The organism is Telluria sp. LT1R51-2 (assembly GCF_059685775.1).
Map to the genome: position 1 here is coordinate 2,301,109 of NZ_JCASIM010000001.1, position 20,846 is coordinate 2,321,954.

Annotated in this window: 15 protein-coding genes; 7 read left to right on the plus strand and 8 right to left on the minus strand. The window is 64.8% G+C overall.

Going from position 1 to position 20,846, the window contains the following annotated elements; translation table 11 throughout:
* The 3 genes from recC to AC56LH_RS10065 form a co-directional block, all read right to left on the minus strand.
* Complete coding sequence (recC, locus tag AC56LH_RS10055; RefSeq protein WP_499645808.1) at positions 1-3,411, minus strand: exodeoxyribonuclease V subunit gamma; 3,411 nt, start codon at positions 3,409-3,411, stop codon at positions 1-3.
* A gap of 72 nt (positions 3,412-3,483) precedes the next feature.
* Positions 3,484-6,537, minus strand: coding sequence for a CHASE domain-containing protein (locus tag AC56LH_RS10060; protein WP_499645809.1), 3,054 nt, complete (start codon positions 6,535-6,537; stop codon positions 3,484-3,486).
* Positions 6,538-6,702: 165 nt separating this feature from the next.
* Positions 6,703-7,284, minus strand: coding sequence for an acyl-homoserine-lactone synthase (locus AC56LH_RS10065; RefSeq protein ID WP_499645810.1), 582 nt, complete (start codon positions 7,282-7,284; stop codon positions 6,703-6,705).
* Between the two features lie 236 nt (positions 7,285-7,520).
* Here AC56LH_RS10065 and AC56LH_RS10070 point away from each other — a divergent pair, with 236 nt between their 5' ends.
* The gene (locus tag AC56LH_RS10070) at positions 7,521-7,736 is read left to right on the plus strand and encodes a helix-turn-helix domain-containing protein (protein WP_332530918.1); all 216 of its coding nucleotides are present in this window, start codon (positions 7,521-7,523) and stop codon (positions 7,734-7,736) included.
* On the opposite strand, the gene AC56LH_RS10075 is transcribed toward AC56LH_RS10070, so the two are convergent.
* Positions 7,711-8,463 carry a helix-turn-helix transcriptional regulator gene (locus AC56LH_RS10075; RefSeq protein ID WP_499645811.1) on the minus strand — a complete coding sequence of 251 codons (753 nt, stop codon included), beginning with the start codon at positions 8,461-8,463 and terminating at the stop codon, positions 7,711-7,713. The two genes, AC56LH_RS10070 and AC56LH_RS10075, sit on opposite strands and share 26 nt — an antisense overlap.
* Positions 8,464-8,970: 507 nt before the next feature.
* On the opposite strand from AC56LH_RS10075, the gene AC56LH_RS10080 reads away from it, so the two are divergent.
* Positions 8,971-9,603: a phosphohydrolase gene (locus AC56LH_RS10080; protein ID WP_499645812.1), complete on the plus strand. Its 633-nt coding sequence runs from the start codon at positions 8,971-8,973 to the stop codon at positions 9,601-9,603.
* A 24-nt stretch (positions 9,604-9,627) separates the two neighbouring features.
* Here AC56LH_RS10080 and AC56LH_RS10085 read toward each other — a convergent pair whose 3' ends face one another.
* The 3 genes from AC56LH_RS10085 to AC56LH_RS10095 form a co-directional block, all read right to left on the minus strand.
* Positions 9,628-11,061: a sugar porter family MFS transporter gene (locus tag AC56LH_RS10085; RefSeq protein ID WP_499645813.1), complete on the minus strand. Its 1,434-nt coding sequence runs from the start codon at positions 11,059-11,061 to the stop codon at positions 9,628-9,630.
* A gap of 526 nt (positions 11,062-11,587) precedes the next feature.
* Positions 11,588-13,681 carry an ATP-dependent helicase gene (locus tag AC56LH_RS10090; protein WP_499645814.1) on the minus strand — a complete coding sequence of 698 codons (2,094 nt, stop codon included), beginning with the start codon at positions 13,679-13,681 and terminating at the stop codon, positions 11,588-11,590.
* A gap of 326 nt (positions 13,682-14,007) precedes the next feature.
* The gene (locus tag AC56LH_RS10095) at positions 14,008-14,226 is read right to left on the minus strand and encodes a hypothetical protein (RefSeq protein WP_499645815.1); all 219 of its coding nucleotides are present in this window, start codon (positions 14,224-14,226) and stop codon (positions 14,008-14,010) included.
* A 142-nt stretch (positions 14,227-14,368) separates the two neighbouring features.
* On the opposite strand from AC56LH_RS10095, the gene AC56LH_RS10100 reads away from it, so the two are divergent.
* From AC56LH_RS10100 to AC56LH_RS10115, 4 genes are all read left to right on the plus strand, one after another.
* Positions 14,369-14,965 carry a chromate transporter gene (locus tag AC56LH_RS10100; RefSeq protein WP_499645816.1) on the plus strand — a complete coding sequence of 199 codons (597 nt, stop codon included), beginning with the start codon at positions 14,369-14,371 and terminating at the stop codon, positions 14,963-14,965.
* A complete protein-coding gene (locus AC56LH_RS10105; protein ID WP_499645817.1) occupies positions 14,962-15,543 on the plus strand; it encodes a chromate transporter in 582 nt (193 codons plus the stop codon). Before AC56LH_RS10100 ends, AC56LH_RS10105 begins: the two co-directional genes overlap by 4 nt.
* A 61-nt stretch (positions 15,544-15,604) precedes the next feature.
* Positions 15,605-16,447, plus strand: a complete 843-nt coding sequence (gene fghA, locus AC56LH_RS10110; RefSeq protein ID WP_499645818.1) for an S-formylglutathione hydrolase — start codon at positions 15,605-15,607, stop codon at positions 16,445-16,447.
* 428 nt (positions 16,448-16,875) lie between these two features.
* The gene (locus tag AC56LH_RS10115) at positions 16,876-18,414 is read left to right on the plus strand and encodes a methyl-accepting chemotaxis protein (protein WP_499645819.1); all 1,539 of its coding nucleotides are present in this window, start codon (positions 16,876-16,878) and stop codon (positions 18,412-18,414) included.
* A gap of 65 nt (positions 18,415-18,479) precedes the next feature.
* Here the strand turns inward: AC56LH_RS10115 and AC56LH_RS10120 are convergent, their stop codons facing one another.
* A complete protein-coding gene (locus AC56LH_RS10120; RefSeq protein WP_499645820.1) occupies positions 18,480-18,821 on the minus strand; it encodes a hypothetical protein in 342 nt (113 codons plus the stop codon).
* A 567-nt stretch (positions 18,822-19,388) separates the two neighbouring features.
* Here AC56LH_RS10120 and AC56LH_RS10125 point away from each other — a divergent pair.
* Positions 19,389-20,801, plus strand: coding sequence for an SRPBCC family protein (locus AC56LH_RS10125; RefSeq protein WP_499645821.1), 1,413 nt, complete (start codon positions 19,389-19,391; stop codon positions 20,799-20,801).
* The last annotated feature ends 45 nt before the right edge of the window (positions 20,802-20,846 follow it).

The window sequence follows — 20,846 nt, forward strand, 5'->3', positions numbered from 1 at the left end:
TCATGTAGCCGACTCCTGCAACGGCTTGATCTTGACGCAGTCCTGCATCCAGCGTGCCAGCGGTCCATACAGTTCCTCGGCCAGGTCGGGCCAGCCGCCGGCGTTCTTCAACGCGTCGAAATCCGGCCACAGGCGCGCCAGGCACAGGTCATCGACCTCGCCGCGCAGCTCGAAGCCGCCGTCGTAGGTTGCGCGCGGATCGCCCTGCGCCAGGTGACTCAGGGCCGTCTTGCACGCCACTGGCAGCGGGCTGTCCAGATTGGTCCGCCACAGGCGCACCAGGTCGCGCAGTGTTTCCAGCGCCGCATCCTGCGCCAGCGGCGCCATCTCGAGCACCGCGTCACGCGCCACCAGGTAACCCGTCACCGGATTGCCTGCCGCGGCGGCCGCCAGCTGGCGCAGCCACGGCGCGATCAACTTGTCGCCGCGCGGATTGCCGGCCCGGTCCAGCACCTTCGACGAAATCTGCATCAGCCACGCACTGCCCTCGCCGCTCGAGCGCAGGCGGTCGATCCAGTCGTCCAGATGAATGTCACCGAGCAGCAGGCTGACGGCGAATTTCGGCGCCGCTTGCGGGAAGCGCGCACCCAGGCGCAGCCACTCGGTGCGCACGGGCGCCAGGCTCTCGACCAGTTGCTCCTGCCACATGCGGCCCATCAGCCCGATCGGCAGCACGCCTTCGCGCGCCAGGCGTTCGGCACGCACCGCCAGCGTGGCGCGCACGTCGCCGATGGCCTCGGCCTCGCCGCTATCGTCGAGCAGGTGGTCTTCGATCTGGTAACGTTCAAGTGCATCGAGGCCGAACGGCTCTTCGTCATCGCCCACGTGCGCGGCATCGGCAAACACGACACCCAGGCGGCGGCGGAAGAAAAAGCGCGCCGGCTGGCGCAGGAAACTGGCCAGCTCGCCCAGCTTGAGGACGAAGTCGGACTCCAGCTCGTAGGCCGGCAAGGCATCGTCGACGGGATGCTCGTCGGCGCCGTGCGCGGTACGCCACTCGCCCGCGTACGTGAGCAGACCGCCGCGCTGGAAGTAACGCCGGCTGAATGGCTGCAGCGGATGCTCGGTCGTGATGTGATGCAGGTCGTCCATGTCCCAGCCGGCCTTCAGGTAGTCGCGCAACTGCGCCACCAGCACCGATGGCGGCTGTTCGCTGTTGTCGCGCACATTGCGCCCGACCCAGCTCACGTAGAACTTGTCGCGCGCAGCCAGCAAAGCCTCGAGCATCAGGTAGCGGTCGTCGTCGCGGCGTGAGCGGTCACCGGGGCGCGCCATGCCGGGCAGCGCCAGCAGGTCGAAGTCGGACGGGCGCGCACGACGAGGAAAGTCGCCGTCGTTCATGCCCAGCAGGCAGACGGCGCGAAACGGCACCGCGCGCATCGGCATCAAGGTGCAGAAGGTCACGCCGCCCGACACGAACTGGTGATTCAGCGTGGGCGCATCGAGTTCGTTCATCCACGCTTCGCGCAGCACCGCCAGCGGCACCGGTTCGTCAAAGCCCGCCCCGGCGCAGGTCTCGAGCCAGCATTGCAGGCCTTCGCCCAGGTTCGACAGCGTCAGGCGGTCGGCCTCGTCCCCCGCCGCATAGAAGCACGACAGCATCTCGCGCGCCGCCTCGCCCCATTCGGCCGGCCGCAGCGACGCGTCGAGGCGGCCGCGCCAGGTCAGCAGGCATTCGACCAGCTGCGCGAGCGAGCCAGCCAGCGCGGCGTCGAGTCCACCGACTTCGGCGTACGGCTCGATGTCGCCGAAACTGGCGCCGGCGCCACTGGCGTAACCCAGCAGCATGCGGCGCACGCCGAAGATCCAGGCATTCTGCTCGCCCGTCATCCCCAGCCCCAGCCCCGCGCGGTGGTCGTGGTCCAGGCCCCAGCGCACGCCGGCGCCATCGATCCAGCGGCCGAGAATCGGCAGATCCTCGCTCGTCACGCCAAAGCGGCGCGCAACGGCAGGCACGTCGAGCAGGTCGCGTACTTCGCTCTGGCGGCAGCGCTGCTGCGGCAGGCGCAGCAGCCACTCGAGCGAGACCAGCAGCGGATTGACGCTGCGGTCGCGCACGTCGCCGATCTCGAACGGGATGTGGCGCGGGTCGTGGCGCCGGTGCTGGTCGAACACCGCGTGGATCGCGGGCGAGAACGCATCGATGTCAGGCACCATCACCACCACGTCGCGCGGGCGCAGCGTCGGGTCGTGCGCAAACCACGACAACAACTGGTCGTGCAGCACTTCGATCTCGCGCTGCACGCTGTGCGTGACGTGGAACTCGATCGAGCGGTCGTCCGGCATCGGTGGCACGTGCGGGTGCTCGGACAGCGGCACCAGGTCGCGCACCGCGGCCTGGACCTGCGACAAGAGCGTGCCCCCATCGTCATCGGTAAACAGGTCGACGCGCAGCGGCGCCGGCTGGCCTGCGCCGCTTTCTCCGCCTTCGCCAGCCTCATGCTGCTGGTCGAATTCATCGAGCATGCGCACGAAATCGCGGCCTTGCCGCCCCCAGCTGGCCAGCAGCGGATGGCTGTGGACATGCATTTCTTCGATCGGGATCGTGCCCAGGTCGACGCCCTCGCGCTGCGGCTGGCGGCGGCGCGCCGCCTTGAGCAACTGGCTGCCTTCGATGATGTCGCCCCAGTAGAACTGGCACGGATTCGGGACCGCGAACAGCACCTGCGTGTGGCGTGCCAGCGCCGAGATCGCTTGCAGCGTCTGGTACGGCAGCGTCGACATTCCGAACAGCACCACGCGGCGTGGCAGGCGGCTGGCCGGTGCAACGTCCGCCGCGATGGCGGCAAGGAACTGGTCGTGGATGGTGGCGCGGCCGCTTTCGCGCTGCGCCTCGGGCAGGCTCGCGTGCACGGCGCGCCACAGGCAGGCCTGCCAGCGCTGCTCGGGCGCGAGCGGAACCACATCGCCGCCGGCGCGGCGCAGCACGTCGCGCCCGGCAGCCCAATCGGCCAGCCAGTCGGCGCGATACACCTGGTACTGGTCGTACAGGTCGGCCACGCGTTCGGCCAGTTGCAGGCGGCGCTCGGCGTCGCCATCGGCGAGAAAGCGCGCCAGTGGCGCATAGCCGTCGTCCTGCAACAGCGTGGGCAACAGGCGCATCAGGCGCCAGGTGAGCGGCGCCTTGTCGAACGGCGCACGCTGCGGCACGCGCTCGCGGCCCAGCATGCCACGATACGCTTCCCACATGAAGCGCGCCGGCAGCGCCACGCGGGTGGCGGCGCAGACGCCGTTTTCTTCGGCCAGCGCGATCTTGAGCCACTCGGCCACGCCGTTCGACTGGACCAGAAAAATCTCTTCTTCGAGTGGCCCCAGGGGATGATTGCGCAGCCAGTCGAAGACGGCGCTGCGCAGCAGCTCCATCTGGTTACCGTGGAGGATCAAGAGACCGGGAGTGATCGGGGCAGACATGCGCTGGGCGTGGGCAATCGGGACCAAAGCATACCGCGTTTGGCCCCCCGGCGGTAGGGCCAAACCGGCCTGTCAACGCCCGTCGCTGGCGCGGCCACCGAACTGCGCCGATACCTCGCGCTCGATGCGGATCAGCAGCGCGCGCAGACGCGCCGTCAATGCCCGCGCCTGCGCCGTGCCGCCCCCGCGCAGGTCACGCACCGGCTGCGCTTCCAGGTCTTCGCAAATGGCGGCGAACGCGGTGGCACCGACCGCACGGGCGGCCGATTTGAGCTGGTGGGCCAGGCTCGCGGTGTGGGTCAGGTCGCCGCACAACAATGCCGTGTCGATGCCGGCCAGATTCTCGCGCGTGGTGTCGAGGAACAGGAACGCGTATTTGCGCATCCGTTCCGTGTCGCCACCGGCCGTGGCCGCCAGCAGCGCCAGATCCAGCACCGCGCTGCCCGGCGCCATGGCGGCCGGCAGATTGACGGCGACGTCCGACACGGGCGCCGTGGTGCGCCCCAGGCAGCGCGCGATGGTGGCGGCCAGCAGTTCGGGGACCACGGGTTTGGCCAGAAATTCGTTCATGCCCGCCGCCATGCAGCGCGCGCGATCGTCCAGGCCGGCATTGGCGGTCATCGCCACCACCAGCGTATCGGCCAGACGCGGATCGCGCCGGATGCGGCGCGTCGCCTCGAGACCATCCATCACCGGCATCTGCACGTCCATCAGCACGCAGTCGAAGCGCGCCTTGGTCATCGCCGCCAGCGCCTCTTCGCCATTGCCAGCCACGACGACGGCGGCCCCGGCCAGTTCGAGCAGTTCGCGCGCGACCTGCTGGTTGAACGGGTTGTCCTCGACCAGCAGCACCGCGCAGCCGTCCAGGCGTGCCTGGGCCGGCGCGGGCGCCGCGCCCAGGCCGGAACTGGCGCCACCGCCCACCCGCGCGCCGGCGCCATCGTCGAGCGCCAGGCGCGCCGTGAACCAGAAGATGCTACCCACGCCAGGGGTGCTCGTCACGCCGACCTCACCGCCCATCAGCTCGGCCAGCTGACGGCTGATGGCCAGACCCAGGCCAGTGCCACCGTGACGGCGCGTGGCCGACTGGTCGGCCTGCTGGAACGGCGCAAACAGGTGCTGCAGCGCGTTCGGCGTGATGCCGATGCCGCGGTCCTCGACTTCGAAGCGGACCAGAATTTCAGGGCCAAACGCATGCGCAAGGCGCGCGCGCATCGTGATGCGGCCGCGTTCGGCAAACTTGACCGCGTTGCCGGCGAAATTGAGCAGCACCTGTTCGAGACGCAGCGAATCGCCGCATAGGGGCCGCATCAGTTCGGGCGCGATCTCGATGTCGAAGCCCAGACCCTTGGCGGCGGCTGCCGTGCCCAATTGTGCCTCGACGTTGCGCATCAGCGCGTCCGGCATGAAGCGTTCAGTGGCCAGTTCGAGCATCCCGGCCTCGATCTTGGAAAAGTCGAGGATGTCGTTGATGATACCCAGCAAGTGCTGGCCCGAGTGGTAGATCTTTTCGAGGTAATCGCGCTGGCGCGGGTCAGGCGCGGCCTGCAATGCCAGGTGCGTCATGCCGATGATGCTGTTCATCGGCGTACGGATCTCGTGGCTCATGTTCGACAGGAAGTCGCTCTTGGCCTTGCTGGCCGCGTCGGCGCGCGCCTTCAGGCGATGCAGTTCGGTGACATCGGTCGACACGCACAGCACGGCGCGCTCTTCGTCGACCTGCAGCGGCACGCGCACGCTCCACAACTGGCGCGTGACACCATCCGGACCGGCCTGGGCGACTTGCGCACTGCTCTGGCGGTCAGCCCGCAGCACGGCGCGATCGAGCTCCCAGGTGGCGGCGGCCTGGCCCGCGTCCATGGCCTCGGTATCGGGCCGGCCAATCAGGTCGGTTGCCGGGCGCCCGAGGCGCGCCGCGCCCTTGGCATTGAGATAGCGGATGCGGCGCGCGCCGTCCTTCAGGTAGACCTCGGCGTCGAGATTGTCCAGCACCGTGTCAAGCAGCAGGCGCTGCTCGTCGGCGGCGCGGCGCGAGCGGTACTGGGCCAGAAACAAACCGTACATCAGCAGCGTGCCGATGAAGCCGGCGACCAGCGCGCCAAGCGGTACGAAGCGGTCGACGCCCACCAGCATTTCTTCCCTGGGCGCCGAGAAGTGGGCCTTCCAGCCGTTGCCGACGTAGTCCACGCCCAGCACCGACACGAAATGCAGCGCCGGATCGAGCGCGGTGCGGCGCACGTCCACGCCATGCAGCAGGATGTCGCCCGCCGCCGGCGCGCCCGGCTGGCCGGTGTAGCGGCGTCCGGTACCGTACAGGCTCACGCGCAGCGGCTGCGCTTCGAGCGAGGCGAGCGCATTGCGTACCAGTTCCTGCACCGAAAAGAAGATGCCGAACGAGCCCAGGTAGGCCGCCCGGCGCTCGGCCACGCCCAGCGGCAGCACGCCCCCGATGTACACGGGCAGGCGCATGCCGAGGGCATTGTGCGGAACCGGGTCGGGCAGGAACACGGGCTGGCCCGACGCGACCATCGTGCCGCTGTCGCGCGCCTGGGACAGCGCCCGCGCGACCAGCGGGCGGGACGCCATGTCGAAGCCGAGCCGCCGGGTCGGCTTGTCGGCCGGGTACTGGTACGTCACGACTTCGTACCACGGGCGGCGCCCGGCCGGGAATATCTGGAAATCCGGGTAACCGCGCGCATCGACGCTGCGGTCGGCGCGCATGGCGGCAGTGAAGGCGGCACGCCCGGCATCGGGCACGCGCGTGGCGAAGGTCAGCGCTTCGATCGCCGGATAATTATTGGGCAGGTCGAGCGCCGCTGCATAACGGTGGAACGAGGCGCGGTCGGGCACCGCACTGCCGCCGCCGGCTGCATGCAGTGCCGCCATCGCGCGCACGGCGCGGGCGTACGAGGCGATGGCGTTGTCAAGACGCTCCTGGGCGCCGCGCGCCAGATTGTCGAAACGGCGCCGCGCGTCGGTCTCGACAGCGGCGCTGGCCACCGCATGCAGCAGCATGCCGATTGCCAGCGCCAGTAACACCCCGCCGCCCCACAGCACGATGGGGCGGCTGACGCGCGCCGCGGCAAGTTCGATGGCGCGCGCGCCACGCAAGGCTGATCGCTTCATGCTTCCCCTTTCGGGCGCTGCATGCCCCGCTTGTTAGTAAGAGTCGATGTGAGTATATCGGTGCACCGGCGCGGCCCAGGCCCGTTCACCGCGCCGATGAGGCACGCAAGCAACACATCGCCGCTCACGCGAGCACCTCCCAGTGGCGACGGTGGCGGCCCCCCGTCACGATACGAGTCGCGTCGCAAACAGGGCGTCCCAGGTCGGCGCGATCTCGACATACAGGGCCACGGCCTGCTCGATCCCGACCGTCTGCGGTGCGCCGATGCGCGTGATGACCACGCCGGCGCGACGCAGCATGCGCTCGATTGCCGTGGTCGTGACGGTGATGTAGCGCTTCAAGCCGCGCTCGTGGGCGTCGTCGATGATGGCAGCGATCGACTCCATCGTCATCGCCGAAAAACCGTAACCGGCCACGCCGTCGGTTTCCAGCGCAAAGCGCGACAGCTCCCATATCTGCGGGTCGCTCGGCGCCGCCTGCCCATCGAGCAGCTGGGGAAACGAATCCTTGAGCATGTATGGCCCCTCGGTGGGCAGCAGGCGCCAGCAGCCGCGCAGCGTGTCGTCGTCCCGCATCAGCATGTAGCGCGGCTCGAGGGCGTCGTAGCCATCGATCTCCATGCCCGACAAAATAGGGACTTCCCAGCCGAGTCGCCCGCGAAAGACCCGTGCGCGCAACAAGTGCATTTCGCACAATTCGTTCGATGGAATGGCGCGGCGCGGCGCGATCCTGATATGCATGCTCATTTACCCCTCCCTGGATTGACGTACGGTCGTTAAGAAATGCACTGTGCATAGAACCGTCATGCAAATCGGGTAGCGTGGGTACTATCAGCTCTGATAGGTGGCGAGTAATGTCGGGGGTGCAATACTTTTGGTTATGCAGTTTCCGACGTACTGGCTTTACCTTCCTGAAAGGAATCATCATGGCAATCGAACTGATGTCCAACGCCCTGGCAGCTGACCACCACGCCAACCAGGTCATGCAGGCCGCCGGCGCCGTGCGCATGGCGCCGCATGAACTGCGCCGCCTGCGCATCACCAAGCGCGAGAGCCAGGAAAAATTCTGGGGCCGCTTCGGCGTCACCCAGTCGAGCGGTTCCCGCTTCGAGACCGGGCTGGCCATCCCGACGCCCGTGTCGATCCTGCTGCGCATGTATGTCAATGGCAAGCTCAGCGATGGTGATCTTCAGGGGTAATCAATCCAAGGCCAATGGCCTTGACCACTGCCTGCTGGCGGGTGTTCACGTCGAACTTCTGACGCACATTCGCCAGATGGAAGTTCACGGTCGCTTCCGAGCAATTGGTAATGCGGGCAATCTCCCATGACGACTTGCCCGCCATGACCCACTGCAGCACTTCGAGTTCGCGTTTGGTCAGGCGCGGTGCGGCGCCCCGGCCTTCTTCGGGCCGTACGCCCTCATCGCGAAAGCGCTGCGACGACGCAAACGCGTAATCGCGCACCAGCGCGAGCATCGGCAGCGCCTCCAGCACGGCGCGCTCGGCGGCAATATCGGGCCGCGCATCGGACGCAAAACTGAGTACCCCGAACTCGCCCTGCGGACCGTGCACCGGCAACGTCACGCCACTGCGGATGCCATGCGCACTGGCTTCTTCGTACAAGCCCGCCTGCCGGGTGCCGGAGGCGAACAGCGCCGGCTCCCACACCATCGGCAGCGTGCTCGTCAGGCAGTGGGCAACCGTCGGATCCACGTAGGCAAAACCATTGCGGTCATAGCGCTCGCGCCAGTTGTCGGCGTAGTTACTGCGCAAAAAGGCCGACTCGAAGCGAGCGTGACGCGAACCGACCAGACCAAACAGCACCTGATCGAACCCCAATGTCCGCGCGAGTTTGTACAGGGAGGCGCTCCACTGGTTCGCGTCTCTGGCCTGCATCAACTCAAGTAATAAAGCGGTATCAATCATGGGGTCGAAATAATATGCAACACCGCTATCCTAGTCCGTCGCCCCCCCTTCAAAATCCTCGAAAATTAACAATCAAGATATTTACACTCACCCATTTCATATGCTGTCGTGTAATGACAACAACAATTTTCACATCACCCGTCATGGCGAAATGATTTTCGCTAACGTGCGCCGCGTTACTTCAGGCAAATTTCGCTGCCTCAATTCGTTGTTACCGCTTTGTTAGCGAAACCTAATTTTGTGTCTTGACGTCGGTCAATGAAACACGTTGCCACCACGGCACCCCATCTGGCCATCCGGCGTCGTTCCGGCACACCCCCATTTCTTGCGGTTCGACCCGTCCGACTGAACGGGCGTGTCGGGCAAGATCGCCACTACATTGCGCTGCCCGCTGCCCGCTGCCCGCTGCCCGCTGCCCGCTGCCCGGTCAATGATGCGCAGCATGGCAGAGGCGGTGTGTAAAATCGCCGCATGCACAACCGCTCTTTACCGTCCCCACCCGGTGCCATGGTGGACACGACAACGCGCGCCTGGGTCCGCATGCCATCGGGCCGGCGCCTCGACCTGCTGGACCCTACACCCTTCGATTGGGACGATGCCGACCTGGCGCTCGGGCTGGCCCGCACCTACCGCTGGGGTGGCCACTCGGCGTGGCCGTTGCCGCTGTCGGTCGCGCAGCATTCGATCAGCGTGATGCTGTTGCGGCGCGCGGCCACCCCGACGCTGTCGCCGCTCGACGAATTGCGCGAGCTGCTGCACGACGCCGAAGAAGGCTTGCTGGGATTCGATGCGATTTCGGTCATCAAGCCGTTTCTGGGCGACGCCTTTCGCGCGCTGACACAGCGCCTGGAACACGTGGTGTTCCTGCGCTATGGCTTGCCGGCGTGGGACGCGAAATCGCACGCGGCGCACAAGAAGGCCGACCGGCTGGCCGCAGCCAGCGAAGCAGTTCATGTGGCAGGCTGGTCGGCCGACGAGGTCCGGCGCACGCTCAAGATCCGCGCGGCGATCCTGCCGGAAGACCCGCTGGCGCACTATTACGATTGCGCGCCATGGGAACCGTGGCCGCCGAAGCTGGCCTGCGAACGTTTTCTGCATGAACTCGAACGACTCAAGGGAGCGGTCAGGCTGGTGCCCTGATGCCGCCCCCCTCTTCGCTCGACCTTACGCCTTTGCGCGCGGAGTCAGTTCTTTTTCCAGATATTTTTCCAGGCTTTCGAGCGAGCGGCCACGGGTTTCCGGCAGGCGCAGCGCAACGAAGATCAGTGAGCCGACATTGATGGCGGCAAACAGGAAGAACGTCGTACTGCCGAACTGCGCCAGCGCCAGCGGGAACAGCAAGGCCACGATCGCGTTGAAGATCCACTGGCATGCCACGGCGGTGCCGGTCAGCACGCCACGCAGGTGCATCGGGAACAGCTCCGACATCAGCAGCCAGTACACCGGCGCGATCAGCATCTGCATGCACAACAGGAAGCACAGGATGCAGGCCAGCGCGGCATAGCTGCGCGTGATGCCATCGGGCATCCACAGCAGCACGGCACCCAGCGCAAACTGCATGACGACCACGCCCGACAGGCCCGACAGCAACATCGAGCGACGCCCGTGCTTGCCGATCAGCCAGATGCCGATGAAGGTGGCGATCACCGCGACCACGCCATTGCCGATGGTCGCGGTCAGCGCAGCATTCGTGCCCAGGCCGGTCGATTGCAGGATGATCGGGGTGAAGTACATGAATGCATTCACGCCGGTAAACTGGGCCATGAAGCCCAGGCCGATCCCCAGCCACAGCAATTTCCTGATCCATGGCGTGCCCATGACGGCGGACCAGCCGGCCTGCTCGTGCTCGATCTGGTTCAGCTTGGTCATTTCGGCCATCTCGCGCTCGATCTGCTCGTCGCTGGAGCGAATCTGCTGCATCACGGCGCGTGCTTCTTCCATCCGACCCTTGCTCGCCAGCCAGCGTGGCGATGGTGGCACGAACATCATGCCCACACCCAGCAGCAGCGCAGGCACGGCGGCGATGGCCAGCATGTAGCGCCACACATCCGGCGAGTTCGCATACTGCGCCAGGACCGCATTGAGCACATACGCGATCAACTGACCGGTAACAATCATCAGTTCATTCTGTGTGACCAGCCTTGCCCGTTTGCTGGGGCCGGCCATTTCGGCAATGAACACCGGCACGGTGGAGGATGCACCGCCGACCGCCAGACCGAGCACGAAGCGCATGGCGACCATGACTTCCACCGATGGGGCCAGGGTGGTGCCGAGCGCGCCGATCATGAATACCAGCGCCAGCCAGATCAGCGTCATGCGGCGACCGAAGCGGTCCGACAGCGTGCCTGCCATCAGCGAGCCCACTGCAGCGCCGAACACGAGCGCGGATGTCACGACGCCTTCGGTCAGCGGTGTCAGGCCAAGGCCGCCACTTGAGGGCGGCGCGCTCATGAACGGCAGCGCGCCGGAGATCACGCCGGTATCGTAACCAAACGCCAGCGCACCCATTGTGGCGACGATGGCGACCTTGAAGACGAAGCGGCTTTCCTTGGTATCGGGTGGCGCCGGGGCGGCGGCCGGGGGAACTGCTGAAGACATACGGATCCTTTGTTGGAAATGGACAGGCAGAAAAAAACGGTAGGTCCATTTCGTCACCGTCCTGAGGACGGCAGAGGCAGACAATGCCGGGAAAGCGTTGTCTGCATCGTTAAATTACTTGGCAAAGGATAAAGGGAAGCATGCGGCACAACTGTTCGATAGCAAACATATTAGTGAATAGAGCGCACTAACAAAAAAACAACCATGTTAACAAGAATGAATCGCCATCCAGCGTGACAAGGAACATGCTCATGAGCATCACAACGCTCTAAGCTGCTGATTTTGTTCAAGGTTTTACGCTATCCACAAGAATTGTGGATAACTGTGTGGACAAGCGCCACTTGACAAGCCACAAGGCCAGACGGGATGCGGGTTTCAACAAACTGCCCGTTGTACAGGCAAAAATTTGTTCCAATAAAATCAACCACTTGCACATGCACCACATGGGGGCAACAAGTTTATGTGCGGCGCACTCCTACAAAACCGTGACATGGGGGATAAGTTGCCAACATGTCGCGATCAATCGTCATTTCCACGCACTGCGCGCCCGGTCGCGCACCAGCATGCGGACGCTGTCGGGCATCGGCGTGCGCAGTTCGCGCTTGTCGGCACTGAGCCAGGCAGATTCTTCAAAATGCTTGAGCATGACGGGCGTGACGAAGCGCGAGCGCGTCGCATACACGTGGCGATCGCCCATGCTCGATTGCTGCTTGATGAAGAAGCGGTTCGGCACAATCAGGTGCAGGTGTTCGCGGGCCCGGGTCATGGCCACGTACAGCAAGCGCCGCTCTTCCTCGATATCGTCCTGATTACCGGTAAACATGTCCGACGGGATGCAGCCATCGACCACATTGAGCACGTGCACCGACTTCCACTCCTGCCCCTTGCTCGAGTGGATGGTCGACAGGATCACGTAATCGTCGTCGAGCAGTGGCGGGCCGGCGCGGTCGCTCGTCGCTTCGGGCGGGTCGAGCGTGATGTCGGCCAGAAAACTCTCACGGTTGGCATGGCCAGCCGACAGCGCGACGAGCTGGTCGAGGTCAAGCGCACGCACCTGGAAATCGTCGTGCAGGCGCTCGAGGTGTGGGGCATACCAGTCGCGCGCCAGCTCGAGGTCTTGCGGCCAGCGCAGGCCCGGGGTGCGCAGGCGCGCATACACTGCGCAGAACGTTTGCCACTCGGCGCTGCAGCGCGCCGGCACGGGAAACGCCGCCAGCGTGGCGGCGACATCGCTGCTCTCGCCCACCGCATCGAGCACGCGCGTGGCAGTCGCCTGGCCGATTCCGGGAATCAGTTGCAGCACGCGGAACCCGGCCAGGCGCCCACTCGGGTTCTGGGCAAAGCGCAGCAGCGCCAGCAGATCCTTGATATGCGAAGCCTCCAGGAATTTCAGGCCGCCGAACTTGACGAACGGGACGTTACGCCGCATGAGTTCGAGTTCGAGCGCAGCGCTGTGGCTGGCCGCGCGAAACAGCACCGCCTGCGACTTGAGCGGCACGCCTTCTTCGCGCTGCTCGAGGATGCGGCTGCAGACCCAGCGCGCCTGCTCGGCTTCATCGGGAATCAGCACGAGCTGCGGTTTGATGGTCGACGCCTTGTCGGTCCAGAGCGTCTTGGCGTGGCGCTCGAGCGCAGCGCCAATGACGGCGTTGGACGCGTCCAGGATCGGCTGCGTCGAGCGGTAATTGCGCTCGAGCGTGATCAACTGCGCCGGCTGCGTAAACTGGCCCGCGAAATCGAGGATGTTGCGCACGGTGGCGCCGCGAAAACTGTAGATGGACTGGGCGTCGTCGCCGACTACCATCACACCCCTGCCATCGGGTTTCATGCCGGTGATGATCGCGGCCTGCAGGCGGTTGGTATCCTGGTACTCATCGACCAGCACATGGTCGAACCAGCTGCCCAGCTCAAGCCCGAGCACCGGGTCGGCCGCCATTTCGGCCCAGAACAGCAGCAGGTCGTCGTAGTCGAGCACATTCTGCTCTTGCTTGGCGTCGACATATGCGCCGAACAGCGTCTTGAGCTGGGCTTCCCATTCGGCGCACCAGGGAAAATACGCCTGCAGAACCTGATCGAGTGGATCGCGGCTGTTGACCACGCGCGAATAGATCGACAGGCAGGTGCCTTTCATGGGAAAGCGTTTTTCCGTGCGCGACAGGCCGATTTCGTGGCGCACCATCCCCATCAGGTCCTCGGCGTCGCCCCGGTCATGGATGGTGAATTGCGGATCGAGGCCGATGCGCCCGGCGAATTCGCGCAGCAGGCGCACGCCGATGCTGTGAAAGGTGCCGGCCCAGGGCAGCGCAACCGGCGCCTGGGATTGCGCCGGCGCACTGCGGCCAAACAACCGGTGCAGAACCCCGCTGGCGCGCTGGCGCATTTCATCCGCCGCACGGCGTGAAAAGGTCAGCAGCAGGATGCGCTGCGGATCGGCGCCGGCCCCGATCAGGCGCGCCACGCGGTGCGCCAGCGTATTGGTCTTGCCGGAGCCGGCGCCGGCGACGACCAGCAGCGGACGCGGCGCATCCACGCCGATATCGTGTTCGACCGCGGCGCGCTGCGCCGGATTCAAGCTGGCGAACGGGTCTTCAGTGGCAGGCGCGGCGGTGGCGGTGGTCATGGGCGGCAGACGGAGAAAGCGATACTGTACATTTGTCCAGTATCGCACCGCAAGCGCTAAATCGCACGACGCTCATGGGTGCCCGCGCATGGCATCAGGCCCGACCTGAAGTGTCTTTGATCAGCCGCGGATAAATAAACCTTTTCTGGATATCCACAAAGTCTGTGAATAACTATGTGGAAAAGCGGGGGCTTGACAGGCTGAACACGGCCTGCGGGGCGGCTTTCAACAATTTGCCTATTGGGAAGGCAATGACGGTGACAACTGCAAATTGATCGCAAACAAAGGCAGTCGCACCCTTGACAGCGCCGTTGCTGCTGTGCAGATCATGCCAGCGTGCGACGCCGTTCGGGTTCAAGCAAAACGCGCTCGATGACCTTCGGCCGGACACCGTTGGACTTCAGGTATTCGACTGCCGGCACGACGCCGAGCTCGCCCAACGTGGCAATGCCGCGCGTGACGACATCGCGCTGGCCGGCATCAGATCGCAGTTCGGATGCGCTGGCAACGCATGGATGGATGTCTTGCGTGTGCAGTAGGTTCATCGCTGATCTCCGGTGATGGTGGATGTGTCATGCACCACGATTATTGGCCAAGCAGATGTAAAGTCAATGGCAAACCTGTATCAATACGGGAATACATTGCCCGTGGTAAGCGTGCGCGCGGCGCAGCGGCGATAATAATGCCATGAGCCCTTCGCCCCTCCCCTCCCCAAGCGCAGCCGCCGCAGCGCACCCCGTGCCCGCGTCGTGCACCGACCTCTTCGTCTCGTTCACGCTGATCGCCCTGCAGGGCTTTGGCGGCGTGCTGGCCGTGATCCAGCGCGAACTGGTCGAGCGCAAACGCTGGCTGACCAACGAAGAATTCATCGAAGAATGGTCGGTCGCGCAAATTCTGCCGGGGCCGAACGTGTGCAACCTGGCGATGGTGATCGGCCAGCGCCACTTCGGCCTGGCCGGCGCGATGAGTGCACTGGCCGGCCTGCTGGCAGCGCCGCTGCTCGTGGTGCTGGCGCTGGCCCTGGTGTATGCCCGGTTCGCCGAGGTGCCGGCGGTCCAGGGCGCACTGCGCGGCATGGCGGCCGTCGCCGCCGGGCTGGTGGCGGCCACCGGCCTGAAGATGTCGGCCGCGCTGGGCAAGAACGTGCTGCCGCTCGTGGCGTGCATACTGATCGCCGCGATCAGCTTCGTGCTGCTGGCCTGGGTGCGGGTGCCGCTGGCAGCGGTCGTGTTCGGCCTGGGCGGCCTGGGCTGCGTGCTGGCCTGGCGCAGGCTCAAGCCATGAGCGCGCCGCAGCTGGTATTCACCTGGAACGACTGGCTCAGCCTGTTCACCCACTTTTTGGCGCTGTCGATGATGTCGCTGGGGGGTGCGATCTCGACCACATCCGAAATGCAGCGCTACCTGGTCGAGCGCCAGGGCTGGCTGACGCCGGCGCAATTTGGCGACTCGGTTGCGCTGGCGCAGTCGTCGCCCGGGCCAAATGTGCTGTTCGTGGCGCTGCTGGGCTGGAACGTCGGCCTGAACAACGGCAGCACGCTGGCCGCGCTCTGCGGCGTGGTCATCGCGATGGTCGGCATCATGTTGCCGTCGACCGTGTTTACTTATCAGGTGGCGCAATGGGCGCAGCGCAACCGCGAACGGCGGGCCGTGCGCGCCTTCAAGCAGGGCATGGCGCCGCTCGTCATTGCGATGCTGCTGTCGACCGCCTGGCTGCTGGCCACCGGTGGGGGCACCGATCCGGACCGTTGGCCGTTGTGGCTGCTGTCGGTGGTAAGTTGCCTCGTCATCTGGCGCACCCGCGTGCACATACTCTGGATGCTGGCAGCTGGCGCAGTACTCGGCGCGATTGGACTGGTGTAGTTGGCATGCTGGCGCAGGACGCGGCATACTGGCCGCATCTTTCACTGTCCACCACATGACGATGTCCGAACTCCTGAACCAACACGCCTGCTTCGGCGGCGAGCAGCGTTTCTACCAGCACGATTCCAGCGCGATCGGCTTGCCGATGAAGTTTTCGGTTTACCTGCCACCTGAAGCCGCCGGCAAGAAGCTGCCCGTATTGTTCTACCTGGCAGGCCTGACCTGTACCGAAGAAACGTTCATGACCAAGGCGGGCGCGCAGCGCGTGGCGAGTGAGCTGGGCATCATTCTGGTGGCGCCCGACACCAGCCCGCGCGGCGCCAATGTGCCTGGCGAGACCGACAGCTGGGACTTTGGCGTCGGCGCCGGCTTCTACCTCGACGCGACCGAAGCGCCATGGTCGACGCATTACCGCATGCACAGCTACCTGCTCGAACTGCACGCACTGGTGCTGGACTTGCTGCCGGCCGATCCGGCGCGTGTGGGCATCTTCGGCCACTCGATGGGCGGCCACGGCGCACTGGTCATGGCGCTGCGTCACCCTGATCTGTTCCGTTCTGTATCGGCGTTTGCGCCTATCGCGGCGCCAAGCCGCTGCCCATGGGGCGTGAAAGCCTTTGGCGGCTACCTGGGCCCGGATGAAAGCACCTGGCAGCAATACGACGCCAGCGCGCTGATGGCAAGGCACGAGACGGCGCCTTTCCCGGCCGGCATCCTGATTGACCAGGGTCTGGCCGACAAGTTCCTGCCGGAGCAGCTGCGGCCGGAAGCCTTCGAAGGCGCCTGCGCCCGTATCGGGCAGCCACTGACGCTGCGCCGCCAGCAAGGCTACGACCACGGTTACTACTTCGTCTCGACGTTCGTCGAAGACCATCTGCGTTTCCACGCCCGCCAGCTTGGCTGATACAAGGCGGCTTCAGCGCGGCTGAAGCCGTTTTCCGGCACTCCTGAAAAACGCCAGTTGCAGAAGTAGCATCGCTTATCAGTGAATGCTGTCTGCTAACCGCAACAAACGTGGCAAGTCATCCACCGATCGCGCAGAAAGCGTGAATCGCGTTGTTCAATAAGTTTCTCTGCGGATACAATGCTTGCTCTAATGTCCATGTGCATTACGGGCCAGCCATGCGCCACGTCCTGTCGCCACGATAGGGCCGATTCTCATCAAGCCCCCTGGCAACGTTCACGAGCTTCACACTTCGTTGAATCATTGCAGGTCCCCGTACTGCCCGTTCTCCCTCTTTCCGTCCGTAGAAACGTCAACAAACGATGAAACTCAGCTTCCGCACCAAACTTTACCTGCCACTCGTTCTCAGCTGGTTGTGCCTGTCAGCGATGGCCATTCTCCATGTCTATGAGAGCAGCGCGCAGCGCCTCGAAGAACGCAAGGTCGCACTACGGTTTGCGACCGATGTCGGCATGTCCACGATCAAGGAATACGCACAACTGGCGTCAAGCGGCGCACTGACCGTCGCAGACGCGCAGCAACAAGCCCTGACGCGTCTGAAGTCCATGCGTTACGGGAAGGATGGCTACTACACGGTCATCAATTCAGCCCCGACAATGCTGATGCATCCGGTCAAGGCCGAGCTGATCGGCAAGGACCTCAGCGACTTCAAGGATATCAATGGCACCTACCTGTACCGCAACGTGGCGGCCATTGCCAAGGGCAGCGGTGAAGGCTGGGTCGAATACGTGTGGCCAAAGCCAGGCAACCTGGACCAGCAGCAGGTATTCCCGAAAGGCGCGTATGTGCTCACCTACAAACCCTGGGACTGGACCTTCATGACGGGGCTCTACATGGATGACCTGAATGACGCATTCGTTGGCGACATGTGGCGCGCAGTCGCTTTCCTGGCCATCTGCGGTGTGGTACTGAGCACGATTGTCTTGCTGGTGTTGCGCAATATCACGCGCTCGATCCGCCAGGCAGTCAGTGCCGCCGACGCAGTTGCGGGCGGCGACCTGACCCATCAATTCAAAATCGACGGCAAGGACGAAATCGCGCAACTGATGTCCTCGCTTGACCGGATGCAGCAAGGTCTCGCCAACGTGGTGAGCGAAGTACGCCAGGGTACGGATGCAATCGCAGCTGCGTCATCGCAGATCGCACAAGGCAATCTGGATCTGTCGTCGCGTACCGAACAGCAGGTCGCTTCGCTCGACAAGACCACCGCGTCGATGGAAACGCTGGCAAGCACGGTGCGCGAGAACGGCGAATATGCGCGCCAGGCCAATACGCTGGCGCTGTCGGCGTCCGATGTGGCAACCCACGGCGGCACCATTGTTTCTCAAGTGGTGACGACAATGGCCTCGATCAATGCGTCATCCACCAAGATTGTCGACATCATCAGCGTCATCGATGGCATCGCCTTCCAGACCAATATCCTGGCACTGAATGCGGCCGTCGAAGCCGCGCGAGCCGGTGAACAGGGCCGGGGCTTCGCCGTCGTGGCCGCCGAAGTGCGCAATCTGGCGCATCGCTCGGCTGCAGCGGCCAAGGACGTCAAGACGCTGATCGGCGATTCGGTTGCCAAGGTCGAGGCCGGCAGCAAACTGGTCGGCGAAGCCGGCAGCACGATGGATGACATCGTCGCGAGCGTGAAGCGCGTGACAGATATCATCGGGGAAATCGCAGACGCTGGCCAAGCGCAACAGCTGGAGTTGAAGCAGATCAACGACACCATTCACGACATGGACAGCACGATGCAGCAAAACGCCGCGCTGGTCGAAGAGGCCGCCTCGGCGTCCGCCTCGCTGCACACCCAGGCGCACAATCTGACCGGCGCCGTCAGCCTGTTCAAGCTGACTGCAAGCCAGCTTCGCCCTTCCACCGCGCCCCGCCTGGAATTGACGTCACGCGCTGACAGCTGATTATCAGCCACGGCCATCGCATGGATTGGTGCATGCGATGGCCGCCTTCCGGATGGTACGCGGCCTTAAAAGCTGCTCTTGGCAGCGCCGTGAGCGGGGTCGACGTCGATCCCGCCATGCTGTTCGAGAATGGCGGCAGCGCGTTCGAGCTGCGACGCTTCTGCAACCGACACCGTCATCATGCACAGGTCGCCACGCACAGCAGGTTTGAAGACGTCCTCGTAATCGGTACCGCCTTTGACGGCAGGCGAGTCCCCCACGTAAAAATTGCTTTCGGCAGGACCGGCCTCGTCGGTGGTGACGTTGACATTGATGCCGTCGCCGTCGAAACCCTCGGCCAGCAAGCCATTGCGGGCGGCCTCGGCCGCTTCGAAGTTCGGCAGCATGCGAACGATATGGTTATTCATGGTATCTCCCTTGTCTCATTTATAACCACCCTATCAGAATCCCGCCGCGCGCGGCGCAGGCCACTGGCGTTGCTGAACTCACCTGCCGCGAAGGACAACGACGACGGCGCCAAGGCTGGAGCTAAGTCAATTGCCATGCGGCAAACGAACACCGGGAACGCGAAACCGTGGTGTATGCTGGGTGCAATGCACGCAGATACCTGCGCGGCTTCATTGAATCGACGGCGTCGCTGCCGTCGTGTGATTGGTGAAGCTCGAGAACGGCGTACTGCTACTGATCCTGCAAAAAGCAGGGTAACGAGGCACGTCGTCTGACCATTATTTGCGCAACGGGCCAAGCTCGAATCGTGTGATGGTTCGCCGGAACGCACTGCAACGCATGACTGCGAAGCGGTGCGTTTTTTTATGCGTGCGATTTCATGCGTGCGATTTTATGCGTGTGAAACGACGCTGGAAAGCATGATGAAACGACAGTAAATGACCAGTGATGGACCAGATATGCCGTGGCACCGCCCCGCTTGCAACATGGTCCAGCACATACAGCACAACTAACCGAGAGGAGCCGACATGAACGAATCGAACGATCAGGGAAGTAACGCAGGTAAATGGATTGGCGCCGCAGTGGCTGGCGCCCTGCTGATGTATGCCTTCGACCCGGACCGCGGCCCGAAACGCCGGGCACGCGCCAAGGGCGCACTGCGCGATGCACGTCATCGCGGTGCCGATAAACTCGACCACGCGCTGCACGTGGCCGGTGAGCGCTTCGACTCGGCGCGCGAACGTGCCGAATCGGCGTACCTGCGCGCCGGCGAACGCCTGGCTGGCGCAGCCCACGCTGCCGGCGACCGCCTGGCCGAAGCATCGCACCAGACGCGTGATCGCCTCGAACATGCGCGTGGCCGCCTGGCCGAAGCGTCGTACGAAGCGCGCGACCGCGCCTCGCATGCGGCTGACTATGCCCGTGACCGCGTGTCGCACGCCGCCGATACGGCACGTGACCGTGTATCGCATGCTGCCGACACCGCGCGCGAGCGCGCCGGCCGCGTCGCTGACGATGCACGTGACTATGCGGACGACGTCCGTTCGCGCGCACAGCACGTCGCCAGCGATGCGCGCGACCGCGCCAGCTACGCTGCCGACAAGGCACGCAGCAGCGCCGGTGACGCTGCCGACAAGGCCCGTAACAGCGCCGACGATGCTGCCGATCGTGCACGCGAACGCGCCGACATCGCCCGTGAAAACCTGGCGCAGGCCGCGCACAGCGCCGGCAACGGCGCCCGCGCCCGCGCCAACGCGGTGGGCAACCAGGTCCGCGAATGGACCGATCACCTGACGCAGGCCTTCGGCTCGCGCGGCCCGACGCTGACCAATTCGGCGCTGCTGGGTACGAGCGCGCTGAGCGTCGTCGGCCTGGCGCGTCGTTCGCCGGCCGTTGCCCTGCTGGGTCTGGGCGCGCTGGCCGTGCTGCTGCGCAGCGACCGCGGTCGCAATCTGGTCGATTCGCTGCGTCACCGCGGCGAAGCCAGCCGGGTCGACGTCGAGAACAGCGTCTTCATCGACGCCTCCCCACGCGAAGTGTTCGATGCCTGGTCCGATGTGGAAAACTTCCCGCGCTTCATGTCGCACGTGACCGAAGTGCGTGATCTCGGCCACCGCCGTTCGCACTGGGTCGTGCGCGGCCCGGCGGGCATGGAATACGCATGGAACGCGGTCATGACCGAGCAGTCGCGTCCGGATCGCTTGTCGTGGCGCAGCGAGCCGGGTTCGGAAATCGAACAGGACGGCAGCGTCACGTTCGAGTCGGTCAATGGCGGCACGCGCGCGACGGTGCGCATCAGCTACGCGCCACCAGCGGGCGTGCTGGGCCACGGTGTGGCGCGCATGCTGGGCGTCGATCCACAGCGTCAGATGGATGACGATCTGGCGGAGATGAAAGCGTTCATCGAACGCGGTGGTTCGCGTGGCGCAGGCCGCCGCTAAGCCGTCCCTTTGCCGCCGCGCCGAACGCTAACCGGCACGGCGGTG